This is a genomic window from Sinorhizobium sp. CCBAU 05631, from assembly GCF_002288505.1.
Classification (GTDB): Bacteria; Pseudomonadota; Alphaproteobacteria; order Rhizobiales; family Rhizobiaceae; genus Sinorhizobium; species Sinorhizobium fredii_C.
The window spans coordinates 3,297,840-3,312,576 of the sequence record NZ_CP023063.1 but is presented as its reverse complement, the minus strand read 5'-3'; the positions used below and the strand labels follow the sequence as shown (position 1 = coordinate 3,312,576).

Genomic DNA, 14,737 nt, shown 5'->3' with positions numbered 1-14,737 from the left:
GAAGCGGAGCTGTCGCCGATGTCTGCAAGTACCAACGCCAAGCTCATCTACATGGCGAACCAGATTGCCACCTTCTTTCAGAGCCAACCGGCGCATGAGGCGGCGCAGGGCGTGGCGACGCATATCAACAAATACTGGGAGTCGCGGATGCGTCGCAAGCTGTTCGAGCACATCGAGCACGGCGGCGAGGGATTGAACCCGCTGGTGCTGGAAGCAGCACCGAAGATCCGGAAGCCGGAAGCGGCGTAGGCCAACAGCAATATCAGGCATTTAACCGGCAAGGGAGGGCGGCACAGGTGCCGCCTTCCCTTGTTCGAGCGCGAAGTTCGGGGGGGTGCGCTCAGAAATTCTGCCAGCCTTCGGCAGCCGAAACGACCGCGAGGTTTCCCTTTTGGACGCCTCTTGCCGCCCTCGGCGCGCGTAGCCGAGCCGGTGAGGCGGAAGTCTCGGCGTGCACTTCGGCCGGACGACCGGCCATAGCCTGGCCGATGCGGAATTGCCGAAGAAGGTCGTAGAGAGCCTCTGCCTCGCGCGACATGGCGTGGCTTGCGGCGGTGCTTTCCTCCACCATGGCTGCGTTCTGCTGCGTTGCCTGATCCATCGCGTTGACCGCCTGGTTGATTTCCCTGAGGCCCGTCGCCTGTTCCCGCGCCGCTTCGACGATCGCCGAGACGTTAAGGTTGATCTCCTGGACCTGCCGTGCCCGTCTGTCCGACCAGCGAGACGCGTTGCGGACATGCTCGCCGGAGGTGGTGATCAGCGCCTTGATATCCTTCGCGGCGCTTGTCGATCGCTGGGCCAGTTCCCGCACTTCGGTCGCCACCACCGCGAAGCCCTTGCCGGCCTCGCCGGCGCGCGCCGCCTCCACGCCGGCATTGAGCGCCAGGAGGTTGGTCTGGAAGGCAATATCCTCGATGACGCCGATGATGTTGCTGATTTCGCGACGATTGCGCGATCTGGTCCATCGCGCCGATGGCGTTCTGGACGACCAGTTTCGAGTGTTCGGCTCCATCCTTCGCCTTTGCAACGAGCAGGCCGGCTTCCTCGGCTCGGCGGCTCGAATCGGCGACGGTGGTAGTGACTCGTCGAGTGCCGCGGCCGTTTCCTCGACAGATGCGGCCTGCTGCTCGGTCCGCTTCGACAGGTCGTCGGCGGCGGATCGGATCTCGCGTGCGCCCCCGGCGATCGCACCGGCGTTTTCGCCGACCGTTTGCATGGCGCGACAGAGGCGGACGACCGCATCGTTGAAGTCGCTGCGGCACGGCCTCCATGCTCGGCACGAATGGCGTGTCCAGTGACCGGGTCAGGTCGCCCTCCGCCAGCGACCGCAGGCCGGCGCCGAGCGTGTTGATCGCCGCCATGCGTTCGCTGACATCGGTCGCGAACTTGACGACCTTGTAGACCTTGCCGTTCGGATCGCGGATCGGGTTGTAGGCGGCCTGGATCCATATCTCCTTGCCGCCCTTGCCATGGCGGACGAATTCGCCGGCGATGAACTCGCCCTGGGCAAGCCGCCTCCAGAACTCGCTGTACTCGGCGGTCCGGGCATAGTTCGGCTCGCGTCAGGCGGCGAGGTCTTCCACCTCACGCTCCTTGAACATGCGGGCGAGGTTGAGGAAGCAGATCATGCCGCTCTCGTTGGCGATGATGCCTTCCGCGAAGCTCTTGTCGAAGGAAGCGGTGACTTCCGGCACCGGCTGCACCTGGTTGCCCTGCACCGTCAGGATGTCGGAGACGCGGTCGACGACAAGGCCGATCACCATGTTGTGGACTTCGGCGACAACGATGGCGCTGCGCTCGTTGGCAACGGTCGATTTCATGCCGAGCTTGTGGGCGAGGTCAATGATCGGGATCACCGTGCCGCGCAGGTTCATGACGCCGATCACTTCCGGCGGCGAATGCGGGATCGGCGTCGACGGCGCCCAGCCGCGGATTTCGCGGATCGTCGTCGTCTTGACGCAGAATTCCTGATCGTGGAGGCGGAACGCGATGATCTCCAGCGTCTCGCCGTCAAATCCAGCCGTTTTCAACGTGCCTGTCATTTAAAGCTCCTTGCCGTCGGCGCCCGCAAGGCGCGACTTGGTGATGGGGTCCGCCGACGACATCCGGCGACGCGCAAGCCGCATCATGCGCGGGGAGCCCGCCTTGCGCTTTGGCGGACATCCTAGTCCGGGATTCGTTAAGAGTTGCTTTTTGCGAGGCCCTGCAAGGCCGGCCCTCCCCGCCGATGCCGACTCAGACGGAAGCGAGCACCGCCGCAAAGTGCTCGAGCGCCCAGTCGACCTCGCCCGCAGTGATGACGAGAGGCGGGGCGATGCGGATCGTGTCGCCATGGGTGTCTTTGGCGAGGATGCCGCGCTCCTTCAGCGCCTCGCAATATTTACGGGCGCCGCCGGCCTCGGGCACGAGTTCCACGGCGAGCATCAGGCCGCGGCCGCGGACTTGCCTGATGATGTTGGAGCGAATGTCCGTCAGCCCGGTCATGAGGCGCTCGCCCATCAGCGCCGAATTCTCGATCATGCCCTCTTCGGTGAGCACGCTCAGTGCCGCCCTGGCGATCGCGCAGGCGAGCGGGTTGCCGCCGAAAGTGGATCCGTGCTGGCCAGGTTTCAGGACGCCGAGAACCTCCGAATTGGAGAGCACGGCAGAGACAGGGTAGAAGCCGCCGGAGAGCGCCTTGCCGATCAGCGTCACATCCGCCTCGATGCCCTCGTGCTCTTCCGCAAGCAGCTTGCCGGTGCGGCCGAGGCCGGTCTGGATCTCGTCGAGTACGAGCGTGATGCCGTGCTTGGTGCAGAGTTCGCGCACCGCCTGGAAATAGCCGGTGGGCGGCACGATGACGCCGGCCTCGCCCTGGATCGGCTCGACCAGAAAGGCGACGGTGTTTTCGCTGATCGCCGCTCGGAAGGCGCCGATGTCGCCAAAGGGGACGATCTTGAAGCCGGGTGCGAAAGGGCCGAAGCCGTCATGCGATTCCGGATCGGTTGAAAAGCCGACGATGCCGATCGTGCGGCCGTGGAAATTGTTGGAGCAGACGATGATCTCGGCGCGATCGTCGGCAACGCCCTTGACCTCGTAGCCCCATTTGCGGACCGCCTTGAGCGCCGTCTCCACCGCCTCGGCGCCGGAATTCATCGGCAGCACCTTGTGCGAGCCGGTGAGGGCGGCGACCTCCTCATAAAAGAGAGCTAGTTGGTCGTTGCGGAAGGCGCGCGAGGTGAGCGTCAGCTTCTGCGCCTGCTCGGCCATCGCCCTGAAGATCTTCGGGTGGCAATGGCCCTGGTTGACGGCTGAATAGGCCGATAGGCAGTCGAGGTAGCGGTTGCCCTCGATGTCCCAGACATAGACCCCTTCGCCGCGCGTCAGGACGACGTCGAGCGGCTTGTAGTTGTGGGCGCCGAGCAGGTGTTCGGTCTCGATCAGGGCTGCCGTGGTCTTCATCATTCCCCTCCGCTATCTCCTTCCGGCCGCCGCTTCGATTGGCGGAGGTCCGGATCGATCATTCTCAGGCGCTCCGGGTCGGTCGGTCAAGGATGCGGCGGCCGAAGAGGCTTGCGGTCAGTTCCACCAGGATGCGGGCGCTCTTGCCGCGGTCGTCGAGGAACGGGTTGAGTTCGACGACGTCGAGCGAGGAGACGAGGTCGCTGTCGCAAAGCATCTCCATGATGAGATGGGCCTCGCGAAAGGTGGCGCCACCCGGCACGGTGGTGCCGACCCCCGGGGCAAACTCCGGATCCATGAAATCGACGTCGAGGCTCACATGCAAGAGGCCGTTGGCGGCGCGCACCTCGTCGAGGATCTGACGCATGATATGGGCCATGCCGATCTCGTCGACGGCGCGCATGTCGAAGACATTGACGCCGTGTTCGGCGATCTCCTCGCGCTCGCGTGCATCGACCGAGCGGATACCGACCTGGTAGACCCTTTTCGGATGGACGAGCGGCCGGTTCGACTGAAGGATCGGGGCGAATTCCGCCTCGCCGCAGAAGAAGGCGACCGGCATGCCGTGCATGTTGCCGGAGGGCGAGGTCGAAGGCGAATTGAAATCCGCATGAGCGTCGAGCCAGAGCACGAAGAGCGGCCGGCCAACCTCGTGTGCATAGCGCGCCATGCCGGAGACGCTGCCCATCGAGAGGGCATGGTCGCCACCGAGAATGATCGGAAAATGCCCCTTGCGCGCCGTGTCGTGCACGGTGTCGTTGAGCGCCCGGGCAAAGGCGGCGACCATCTGCAGATTGTTTGCGCCCGCATGGTTTGGAAGGTCGCGGGCCGGCAGCGGCGTTAGGTCGCCTTCGTCGTGAACGGTGTGACCAAGATCCGCGAGGACCGTGTCGATGCCGGCGATCCGGAGCGCCGTCGGGCCCATCGCAGCGCCGCGACGCCCCGAACCTTCCTCGATGGGTGCACCGATCAACGTGATGGTTTTCATGTCCTTCTTCCCTCGCTCGAATCTGTGAGTCCGGCAGAGATTATCACCAATAGCTGTGACGGCAAAAAGATGGAAAACTGCCGATAAGAAGGCTACTCTTCTCACTATGAAAAGCAATGTTCGACAAAATGACAGAGAATGGACGACCTCGACCAGGCCCTGATCAGCGCCCTTCGGCAAAATGCGCGGACACCGGTTTCGACGCTGTCGGCGATGACCGGCGTTTCGCGCGCCACCATTGCTGCCCGCATCGACCGGCTGGTGAGGAATGGAACGATCGCCGCATTCACCATCCGGACGGGATCGGAAATCCCCGCCTCGGGGGTTCGCGCCGTCGTCATGATCGAGGTTCACGGCAAGATGGCCGACCGGGTTGCCGAGCAGTTGCGCGGTCTGCCGCAGGTGAGGGCGCTGCACAGCACCAACGGGCGGTGGGACTTCATCGCCGAGCTTGAGGACCGCGACCTCGCGAGCTTCGACGAGACCTTGCGCCGCATCAGGCTAATTGATGGGATCACCGTCACTGAAACGAACATCCTGCTCAAGACGAGCAAATTGTCCGGCGCGTTTTAGTCGCACGGATTCGGGCTGCGCGGACAATTTGTTCTTGATTTGTTCTAATGCTCGTGTAGGATGCTCCATCTCAGCGAACAAGGGAGGATGTCATGGCCATTTCCGGTGGCGGCCCAATGGCGCGACAGATCTGCATCAAACTGTTCGTCAGGCATGGAGACGAGGAGCGGGCAATCGCCTTCTATCGCGAGGTTTTCGGTGCAGAGCTCCTCCAGCGCCATGAATGGAGCGGCATTCTGACGAGCGCTGATCTCAGCATTGGCGACTCGATCTTCCGGGTCGCCGGCGCCAATCCGCGCCGCGATGCCGAACCGCATCTCGGGGGACCGCGCTCGCCGCATGCGCTCGGCACCACCGCGGCGATCCTCGAGCTGCAGATCGACGATGTCGATCGTGTGCTCGCCCGGGCAATGGGCGCCGGCGCCAGCCTGCGCAACGCCGTCGAGACCCTGCCGACCGGCGACCGTGTCGCCGCCCTCATCGACCCGTTCGGCCATATCTGGGCACTGTTCACGGCGGTCGACGAGAGTGAATTTTTGAATGCCTTTGGGGCTGACAGGAATGCGGCTTGAGAGAGGATTGTGTTCCTGACCCAAGGCCCCACCCCAACCCCTCCCCACAAGGGGGAAGGACTTCGATGCCGCAGCCGCTTCCTCTCTTTTTTGACCGTTGCAGCCGTCTCATAAGAATTGCGGGACTGGAGGAGGGCGCTGCGCGTTAAGCCCCTCCCCCTTGTGGGGAGGGGTTGGGGAGGGGACTTTCCTCAAGCCCCGATTAATACTCTCTCTCGAAGAAAATACCGCCGGCAGCCGAACCATCGCCGGCTGCCTCGCCTTTCAGTTTCACGCCGCGGCCGACATCGAGGTTGATGATCGCCTTGCTGGAGGCCGAGTCGGAGCCCTGCTGCAATTCGAGATAGGTCCGGTCGTTCAAATACTTGCCAGCCCGCACCTGGGCGCCGCCGCTCTCGTCGGTGGTGATGTCGAGGTCGTCGACACCAAGCTTGTTGCGCAGGCCGTCGAGCAGCGACGTCGAGCCGCCGCCGGCAAGCTGACCGACGGCGGAGGCGAGTTGGGCGATCTGGAACGCCGAAAGATTGTTGAGCGAGCGGTTGAAGATCAGCTGTGCCAGGATCTCGTCCTGCGGCAGCGCCGGCGAGGAGGAAAAGGTCACCGTCGGGTTGTTGGCCGGCCCGGCAATGTTGACCGTGATGGTGGTCGAGCCCGCGCTCGAGGTGGCGTCGAGGTCGAGCGTCGGAATGAGGTCGCCGCCGAAGCCGATGTGACCGTCCGTGAAGGTCAGCCTCTTGCCGAGGATTTCGAGCCGGCCGCGCCGCATGTCGAAATCGCCGGAGACGATCGGCCTGACGGCGGTGCCGCGGATCGTCAGGTCGCCACCGAGCTCGGCATCGATGCCGCGTCCGCGGACGAAGAACTGCCCGGGCGAACGGACCGCGAGATCGAAGGCGATGACGCCGCCGGCATTGACGCCTGCACCGCCCGACGAGGACGTTTCCCTGCGCACGTCGCGTGCCATCTGCCGCACGCCGGCCGGCGCATTCCGATGGTGGATGTCGATCGCCGACAGCGATGTCGGCAGTTTTTCCGGCACGGTGATCGCCGCCCTGTGGATCGTCAGCTGGCCGCCGAGCGTGGGCGTCGCGACGAGCGGACCTTTCAGCGTCAGATCGCCGGCAAGATTGGCGGTGAAGAGCGTGCCGTCGACATAGGTGGCGTTGTTGAGGCGGATTCTGAGGTCGGCCGGGAAGTTGGAACCGGCTGCAATGCCGACAGTGCCGCTCGCCTCGATCGACCCGCCGCTGGCGAGATTGCCGGAAAGCCGGCTGATCGTCGCCTGCCGGCCGTCGAGCGTAACGTTGGCCGCAAGGTCGTTGAGGGCAAGATTGCGCCGGACATCGACGAGCCGGCCGCCGGTGGTCGCAACCGTGCCGGTGATCTGCGGCGCGCGGGCCGGACCGGAAAGGGAAAGATCGACCCCGGCCGAGCCGGTGAGGGTGAAACCTTGCTCCGCCAGCTTGGCGGCAAGCAGCGCGAAGGGCACGTCGCCGGCGAACTTCATCGACATCGGCATGCTGCCGGCGACATCGACATGGCCGCCGCCCCGGAAGGAGAGGCCACCCGGCCCGGAGATGGTCGCGTCGAGCGTGGCGCGATTATCGGCAAAGCGGCCTTTTGCCGTGATTTGGAGCCCCGATACGCCGGCGCCGCGCGCGGCCGAGACCGAAGCGCCGCTCCATCTCAGATCGTAGTTGACGACCGGCGCTGCGGCAGTGCCGCTGATCTCGACCGTTCCGTCGATCGTCCCTTCGGCGCCGAGCGTCGCCGCGAAGGTGTTGATCAGCGCCGCGGGCAGGGCATTGAGCTTCGCGGAAATGTCGAGCGTCGCGCCGGCCGTGCCGGCGACGGAAATCGTACCCTTGGATGCCTGGATGGTGAGGTCGCCGAGGCGGACGGTGCCGTTGTCGATAGCGACGACGGTCGGCTTGGCAAGCTTCAGCGGCAATCTCCGCGGGGCTGCCGAAAACGAGGCCAGACGGATCTCGGTGCGGCCGCCGGCGCTTGCCAGATCGCCCTTGGCCGAGAGCGGAGCGCCGTCATATTGGCCGGCGATCTCGAACCCTGTTCGGCCGCCCTGCTGGTCGAAGGCGAGGTTGACGGCGGAGACGCGGTTCTGCCCCTGGGCAACGCTTTCGGCCCTGACGCTGCCACGGATTGCCAGGGCGGCGATATCGGCGATGCGGATATCCGCCACGGGCTTGGTGATCGTCAGCGCGTCGCGCTTTATGCTGCTGCCGCTGGCCTTGACGGATACGGAAGTGATGCCGTTCGAGGTCGCGACCGTCGCCGATCCTGAAAGGTCGCCGGACGCCTTCTGGCCGGCCATGGCGGCGACCAGGCCGAGATCGGGCAGGTTGAAGTCGACGGTGCCGTTCGGCTTGAAGTCCGCCGTGAGCTCGATCGCGCCGGTGACGCGGTTGTCGCCGATCTTAGCCTCGAGCGTCGGGATGGATGTGCGGCCATCCGCCGATACCACTTCGGCCCTGACGTCGATCGGCTGGCCGTCGAGCCCGCCGGTGGCGGTGAGCTTCGCCTGCGGGCTGCCCGGCTTGACCGTTGCGTCGGCGGTGACCGTCAGGTCCGTCAGCGATCGGCCGGCAAGCATGGCGCCGCTCGAGGTCAGCTCTCCCTTGACGGCGAGCGCGTCAAGCGGGCCGGAAATCTCTGCGTTGAAGCCGGCCTTTCCTTGCGCGTCGGCGAGCAGCTTGCCGAGATCGGGCAAGGTGCCCTCGACATCGGCCGTCAGCTGACCTGCCGCGATCGTCGCCGAGCCCTTGGCGTTGACGGTGCCGGACTCGACCTCGAGGGCGGTCAGCCTGACGCTGCCATCAGCGCCGGTCTCGACCTTGCCCGAGACAGTCACCGGCGTGTCGAATCTCGCGGCCAGGCCACCCGGCAGGAAGCTCGGTTCGGCACGCACGTCGAAGGTCGCCGTTGCCGCTTTTTCGGCGCGGGCGAGGCTGCCGGTGAGATTGCCGCGGAAGCCGGGGCTCTCGATCACCGTCGGGTCGAAGCTGATCGCCGCCTCCGTGACGGAGACCGTGCCCTTGGCGGTCAGGTCCTGCGCGGCAAGACCGCCGGCGCGCAGCGAGGACATCGAGGCGCCGCTCCAGGCGAGGTCGTAGGCGACCACCGGCGCCTGCGCCTCGCCGTCGATATCGACGGTGCCGGCAATGGTGCCCTCGGCACCGAGCGTCGGTGCGAAGGTGTTGATGAGCACGGCGGGCAAGTCGTTGAGATTCGCGCTGAGGTCGAGCCGGTCGCCGGCCGTGCCGGAGACGGCGACGGTACCCGTCGATGCCTGGATGGTGAGGCCGTCGAGCCGAGCCGCGCCGTTTTCGATCGCGATCACGGTCGGCGCTGCAAGCTGCAGCGGCAGGCGCCGCGGCGCCGCAGAGGCGGAGGCGAGGCGGATTTCGGTGCGGCCGGCCTCGCTCGTCAGTTCGCCCGAAGCCCTGAGCGGTGCGCCGTCATAGAGGCCCTCGGCCGAGAAGCCGGTGCGGCTGCCCTGCTGTCCGAAGGCGAGATTGAGGTCCGCCATCCGGTTTTCACCCTGCGCAACGCTCTCGGCGCTGACATTGCCCTTGATGGCCGGCCTGGCAATATCGGCGATAGCTAGATCGACCGCTGGTTTTGCGATCGTCAGCGTGCCGCGCTCTACGCTGTTGCCATTGGCTTTGAACGCCACCGAGGTAACGCCATTTGCGGTCTCGAGCGTCGCCGAACCGGCGAGGTCGCCGGATGCCTGCTGGCCGGCCATGGCGGCAAGCAGCCCGAGATCCGGCAGGTTGAAGTCGAGCTTGCCGTTCGGCTTGAAATCGGCCGTCAGGTCGATCGCACCGGTCAAGCTGTTGCCGCCGATTTTCGCTTCCAGCGTCGGAACGGCGGTAAGACCGTCCTTCGAGACGACGTCGGCGCGAATGTCGATCGGCTGGCCGTCGAGCGTGCCGGTGGCGGTGAGCTTCGCTTCGGGGCTGCCGGGCGTCGCCGTCGCATCGGCGTTGATCGTGAGTTCGCTTAAAGTACGCCCGGCAAGCGTCGCGCCGCTCGACGTGATCTCTGCCTTGACGCCGAGCTTGCTCAAGGGCCCTGATGCGGCCGCCTGGAAATCCGCGCTGCCCTTCACGTCAGGCAGAAGCCGGCCAAGCTCCGGTAGCGTGCCCCTGATATCGGCCGTCAGCGTCTCGCCCGAAAGCGTCAGCGAGCCGGAGGCTTCGACGGCTTCGGATTTGACATCGAGGCCGCTCAGCTGGACGCTGCCGTCCTCTTCGGTCACCAGATTGCCGGAGACGGCGATCGTCTTTTCGAATTTTTCGGCAAGCGCCGGCGGCAGAACTGCCGGCACTGCGAAGAGCTTGAAGGCGGCTTCGAGTGTGCTGTCGGCGCGATCGAGTGCGCCGGTGACGGAACCGCCGATGCCGGGGCTTTCAAGCGTCAGCGGATCGAAATGGATGGCATCCGGCGCGATCCCGATCGTGCCGGCGAGCTTCATCGGCGCCTGTATCGCCCGATCGAGATCCGCGTTTGCGAACCGCGCCTCGCCGATCTCCACGGTTGCCTTCAGCGATCCGGCCTGCATTTCCAGGTTGAAGGCGTCGCTTTGCGCCGCGAGCCGGATGGCGCCGAGACTGCCTTGAGGCAGTCCGAGCGAGACGACGTCGGCGGCGACGTCGAGGATCGCCGATTGTCCCTCGCCGATCAGCGACAGGTTCGCCGTGTTGACCCGTGCTTGCAGCTCGCCATCCTTCAGCGGCCAGCGGAAATCGAACGGACCGCTCGTGCCGGCGACGCTTGCCTGAAGATTGTTCTCGCCGCGGCTGTCGACCGTGCCCGAGGCGTTCAGCGTCAAGGCGCCGGTCGCAAGCTTGCCCGCTTCGATCCGGACCTTGCTCTTTCCGTCGAAGGCGGCGCTCAGGTCGATGCTGGTCGATCCCTCGAAAAGCGGCCTGGAAGCGGCCGGCATCAGCTGGGCGAAAGCCCCGCCGCCGGTGAGCTTCAGATTGTGCATGCCGTCGGCGGCTAGCACGTGCCGGCCTTCCAACCGGAGAAGCTCGCTGCCGTCGAGCGATGCGGTGCCGGAGCCCGTCCAGTCGGAGAGGGGTCCTTGTCCGGTCACCTGGATATCGACTGCCGGTTCGCCCGGCAGCCGCAGCAGCTTGGCGAGCAGCCCGCCCTTCGGCTCGGCGATCTCGGCCTCGAGCCTCAGCTCGTTTCCGGCCGGATTGAAGACGAGATCGGCGACGGCGCGTGCTTCCGGGCGGTCGCGCTCGGCTGCATCCAAGGCGAGCGCGATCCTCGAATTCGTCGCGTCGACCCTGCCTTTCGCGGTTAGGAACTGGTCCTTGCCGGCGATCGCCTTGCCGATAACGATCTCTTTGAGATCGAAGGCATCGATTTTCACGTCCACGGGCAATGCGAGTGTCCGTCGGACCTCTTTCGTTTCGGTGGAGGGGATCGGCAGCCGTTCGAGGCGTACGGAAGCCGCCGAGATGCTGCTTGCATCGAAGCGCATCGACAGAAGCTCGGCCGGCGACCAGTTCACCGAGAGGTCGCGGACCTCCGCATAGATTCCCTCGCCGTCGAAGAGCGTCACCGTTCCGGCGGTGAAGTCACCGGTGAGCAGCGCACCCGGATCGGAGATGCGGACGATCTGGTCAGGGGTCGCCGCATATTTTTCGATCGCCCAGGCGACGACGCGTGCGCCGGGCACGGTGAAGCCGAGAAAGGCGACGAGGAGAAACAGCGCAACGACGACCACGCCGAGAAAGGCGAAGACGTAGCGCAGCGCTGACCGAAATGTGCCGATGACCTGATTCATGTCCTATCCATAGACCATGTTACGCCGCTCTGGAATCGGCAGGACGGAAGCTCATCGCCCGCAGGCGGATTTGCCTACTGCATGTCTTTGTCCGTAAATCGACCTGGACTTAGGGACAAAGACATGCAGCAATTCAAAGTGCTACAGCGACCTTTGCGCGTCTGATAAGACGCGCGGCGCTGTAGTTTACCATGGCATTGCCGCGCGCATCAGAAAGATTGTCCGATGCCCGCATATATCCCGTATTCGGTGCCGCCCGGATATTTGTTGAGCGGCACCGCGAAATCGAGACGGATGGGCCCGAAGGGCGTCGCATAGCGCAGGCCGATGCCGGCCCCGGCGCGGATGTCGGAAAAATCCGGCGCCGTGCTCGTCGAGACGCTGCCGGCATCGATAAAGGGCACGACACCGATCGTATCGGTTACCGCAATCCGGACCTCCAGCGAACCGTTCACATAGGAGCGGCCGCCGGTCTCCTCGTTGTCGTCATTGCGCGGGCTGATCTCCTGGAAGGAATAGCCGCGCACCGAGCCGCCGCCGCCGAGGAAGAAACGCCGGGTTGCCGGAATGTCGGAAAGTTCGTCGCCGCCGACGAGCACGCCGGCGCCGAGCTTGCCGGCCAACACGAAGCGATTTTCGCTGCCCGGCGCGTAATAGGCGGAGGCGGAGGTCTCGAAGGAGCTGAAGAAGGTCTGACCTTCGATCTCGTAGCTCGGCTTCGCGGTGATCATCGCCCGGTAGCCTTCCGTGGGGTTCAGCTTGTCGTCGCGGGTGTCGCGGACATATTCGAGCGGGATCGCGGCCGTCAGATAGGAATTCGAGCCGAAGGCGTCGTCGATATCGGCCCAGCTGAGCTCGGCGCCGACGGAAACGGTATCCTCTGGCGTAAGCTCGAAGCCGGCGCCGGCCGCGGCGGTGATCGTCTTGGCGTTATAGGCATCCGGATCGACGATTGCCGCCTTGAGGCTTGCCGTGAACGTCGATGCCGGACCGAAGGCGCCGGGCTTGCCAAAGAGAATACCGGCCGAATAGTCGAGCCCGCCGACATCCGTGGTCTCGCCGATCCGGTCGACGGAGCCCTCGATCCGGAGCGACTCGGCCCGGCCGAAGAGATTGCGATGGCCCCAATAGCCCTGCAGACCGAGCCCGTCTGTCGTCGATACCTGGCCGCCGAATCCGAAATAGCGGTGCTTGCCCTCCGACACCTGGATGTTCATCGGGATGGTGCCGTCGGGAGCAAGCTGATCAGCCTCGACAATGGTGACGCTGGAGAAGACGTTCAGCGTCCTGAGCCGCTCGGCGGCCTTGCGGATGTTTTCCGGCGAATAGGGCCGGCCATGGTTGAGCCGCGAATAGTCGCGCACGAAATTCGGGTCGACGGTCCTGGTGCCGGTAACCGTGAGAGCGCCGACCGGCGCGACCGGTCCGGATTGGGCCCTGATCGTCACGTCGACGGTGGAGGTGGCATGGTCGGCGACGACGCTGCGCTCGGTGATCTTGGCAAGTGGCCGGCTCTGTTCCTTGAGATCGACGACGATCTGCTCTCCCGCCTTGATGATCAGCGTGGAGTCGGCACGGGCGCCGCGTGTGAGATCATAGGTCGCCGGATCGAGCCCTGCCGCATCGCCCTCAAACCTCACCGAGCCGAGAGTGAAGGCTGGACCCGGCGCGACGCGCACGGTCACCGGCACGGCCTGGCCATCGGGGAAGGAGGGGTCGGGCGGCAGGCTGTCGATGTCCTGGCCGTTGATCAGGATCGTCACGGTGCCGCCGTAGCGCGCCTTTTCGTAGAGCGCGGCGAGCAGCCGCTCCCGGTCGTCGCGCGCCTTGATCAACAGGCCGAGGTCGCCGGAGACCGGCTTTTCCTGATCCTGATTGAGCTGCGAAGCATTTTCGAGCGCCTCGCGCAGCTCCTCATCATCCGTTCCAGGCTCGAATGTAAGCGTGTAGTTGACCGGGTCGAGAACCTGGACCTGCTCCTCGGCGCTTTCGAAAAAGCGCATGCCGAAGATCCGGATCGCCTGCGCTTGGCCGGCGAAAATCGGGCCGAGCGCCGTCGAGGCCGCAAGCGCGAACACTGTCGCCGCCTTCAAATACGCAGTACTCGAGCGTGGTGGAGACATCCTCCGCATCCCGTTTCAGGCGACTCTTTACTCAATGCCTGCATGTGCGGCAATGGGCACTCTAGCAGGGCAAAGTTTTCCATTTGTTAACGATCAGGGCCGGTTGCATCCACCCTGCAGCGGCGATTCGGGTCGGATTCCGGCTAAAAAGGACTCGTTCTGTGGTGCTTCGGGCACAAAGTGCGGCGGGTAGGCGGCTGGGGAGGATCGGGGCCGCAAGCGGCCGTCGCAGCGATCCTGACGACCTGAATGAACGGTGTGCGTTCGCTTCGCCGCCCGTCGTATCCGCCGGAACCGGCCCGCCTCATGGCTTCCTGCTCGCCTCCTGCTTCCGGAATGCCGCCTCTCCGTCGCTCGATGCTCGGTCTACTTCTTGTCTGGAGCCGCGCTTTCGACATAGCTGTCGTGCCAGTTCCACCACTTGTAGGGCGGGGTCTGGGGATAGCCCTCGGGCGAATCCTCCCAGACCTCCTGCCGGCCGAGGGGCGTTAAGTCGAGATAGTTCCAGGTGCTCCCCATCTGCTCGTCGCCGCGGTTGTTGATGAAATAGGTGCGGAACAGGCGGTCTCCGTCACGATAGAACACGTTCGTGCCGTGCCATTCGTCAACGCCGAAATCGGCGTCGAAGCCGTCCGTAATCGTAAACCATGGGATCTCCCAGCCCATCCGCGCCTTCAGCCGCACGATGTCCGCCTGCGGCGCCCGTGATATAAAGACGAGGGTGGTGTTACGAGCATTGAGGTGGGCGAGGTGGGCGACCTGGTCGGCCACCATGGAACAGCCTACGCAGGCGTGGTTGGGCCAGCCTTCCACGCCGGGCTCGAAGAAGGCGCGGTAGACGATCAATTGGCGCCGGCCGTCGAACAGGTCGAGCAGGCTCACTTTGCCTGCTGGCCCCTCGAAGACATAGTCCTTCGTCACAGCCATCCAGGGCATCCGCCGGCGCTCGGCGGCGAGCCGGTCACGGGCGCGTGTCAGGGCCTTTTCCTTCACGAGCAGATCTTCGCGGGCCGCCTCCCAAGCCTCCGGCGCAACGACCGGTGGTGTGGGCATGGCAGGCTGTCCGCCCGTCGGTTGCTTCTCGGCTGATGTGGTCATGGCTTCCTCCTCGGTTGCCGCGCCTCATGGCTGAGCGCGCGTTCCATTCGGTTCATCACAATTGCTTGTCACACAGTCTTGCACACAAGTGTGGCGGCAACCCGATGCAAGGCTGATT

General features: G+C 65.0%; 9 protein-coding genes and 1 pseudogene. 3 read left to right on the top strand and 7 right to left on the bottom strand.

The genetic code is table 11. The features are described from left to right. Nucleotides 1-18: 18 nt before the first annotated feature. The gene (locus SS05631_RS16180) at nucleotides 19-249 is read left to right on the top strand and encodes a formate dehydrogenase subunit delta (RefSeq protein WP_037417624.1); all 231 of its coding nucleotides are present in this window, start codon (nucleotides 19-21) and stop codon (nucleotides 247-249) included. Between the two features lie 91 nt (nucleotides 250-340). Here the strand turns inward: SS05631_RS16180 and SS05631_RS16175 are convergent. The 4 genes and pseudogenes from SS05631_RS16175 to rocF all read right to left on the bottom strand — a co-directional run. Beyond that, nucleotides 341-1,559, bottom strand: a pseudogene (locus SS05631_RS16175) (PAS domain-containing methyl-accepting chemotaxis protein); the annotation flags it as partial. A 3-nt stretch (nucleotides 1,560-1,562) separates the two neighbouring features. Further along, a complete protein-coding gene (locus SS05631_RS16170) occupies nucleotides 1,563-2,042 on the bottom strand; it encodes a chemotaxis protein CheW (RefSeq protein WP_037417621.1) in 480 nt (159 codons plus the stop codon). A gap of 193 nt (nucleotides 2,043-2,235) precedes the next feature. After that, complete coding sequence (gene rocD / locus SS05631_RS16165) at nucleotides 2,236-3,441, bottom strand: ornithine--oxo-acid transaminase (RefSeq protein ID WP_037417653.1); 1,206 nt, start codon at nucleotides 3,439-3,441, stop codon at nucleotides 2,236-2,238. Between the two features lie 64 nt (nucleotides 3,442-3,505). Then, entirely contained in the window at nucleotides 3,506-4,429 is a 924-nt protein-coding gene (rocF, locus tag SS05631_RS16160; RefSeq protein ID WP_037417618.1) for an arginase, read from the bottom strand. Nucleotides 4,430-4,567: 138 nt separating this feature from the next. On the opposite strand from rocF, the gene SS05631_RS16155 reads away from it, so the two are divergent. Next, the gene (locus SS05631_RS16155; RefSeq protein ID WP_037417614.1) at nucleotides 4,568-5,002 is read left to right on the top strand and encodes an Lrp/AsnC family transcriptional regulator; all 435 of its coding nucleotides are present in this window, start codon (nucleotides 4,568-4,570) and stop codon (nucleotides 5,000-5,002) included. A gap of 92 nt (nucleotides 5,003-5,094) precedes the next feature. After that, nucleotides 5,095-5,574 (top strand): VOC family protein, encoded by a 480-nt coding sequence (locus tag SS05631_RS16150; RefSeq protein ID WP_037417610.1) that lies wholly within the window; start codon nucleotides 5,095-5,097, stop codon nucleotides 5,572-5,574. A gap of 202 nt (nucleotides 5,575-5,776) precedes the next feature. Here SS05631_RS16150 and SS05631_RS16145 read toward each other — a convergent pair whose 3' ends face one another. From SS05631_RS16145 to SS05631_RS16130, 3 genes are all read right to left on the bottom strand, one after another. Further along, nucleotides 5,777-11,398, bottom strand: a complete 5,622-nt coding sequence (locus SS05631_RS16145; protein WP_037417608.1) for a translocation/assembly module TamB domain-containing protein — start codon at nucleotides 11,396-11,398, stop codon at nucleotides 5,777-5,779. Between the two features lie 209 nt (nucleotides 11,399-11,607). Beyond that, entirely contained in the window at nucleotides 11,608-13,521 is a 1,914-nt protein-coding gene (locus SS05631_RS16135) for an autotransporter assembly complex family protein (RefSeq protein ID WP_050988234.1), read from the bottom strand. 366 nt (nucleotides 13,522-13,887) lie between these two features. Further along, nucleotides 13,888-14,619 carry a DUF899 domain-containing protein gene (locus SS05631_RS16130; protein ID WP_050988233.1) on the bottom strand — a complete coding sequence of 244 codons (732 nt, stop codon included), beginning with the start codon at nucleotides 14,617-14,619 and terminating at the stop codon, nucleotides 13,888-13,890. Nucleotides 14,620-14,737: the final 118 nt, after the last annotated feature.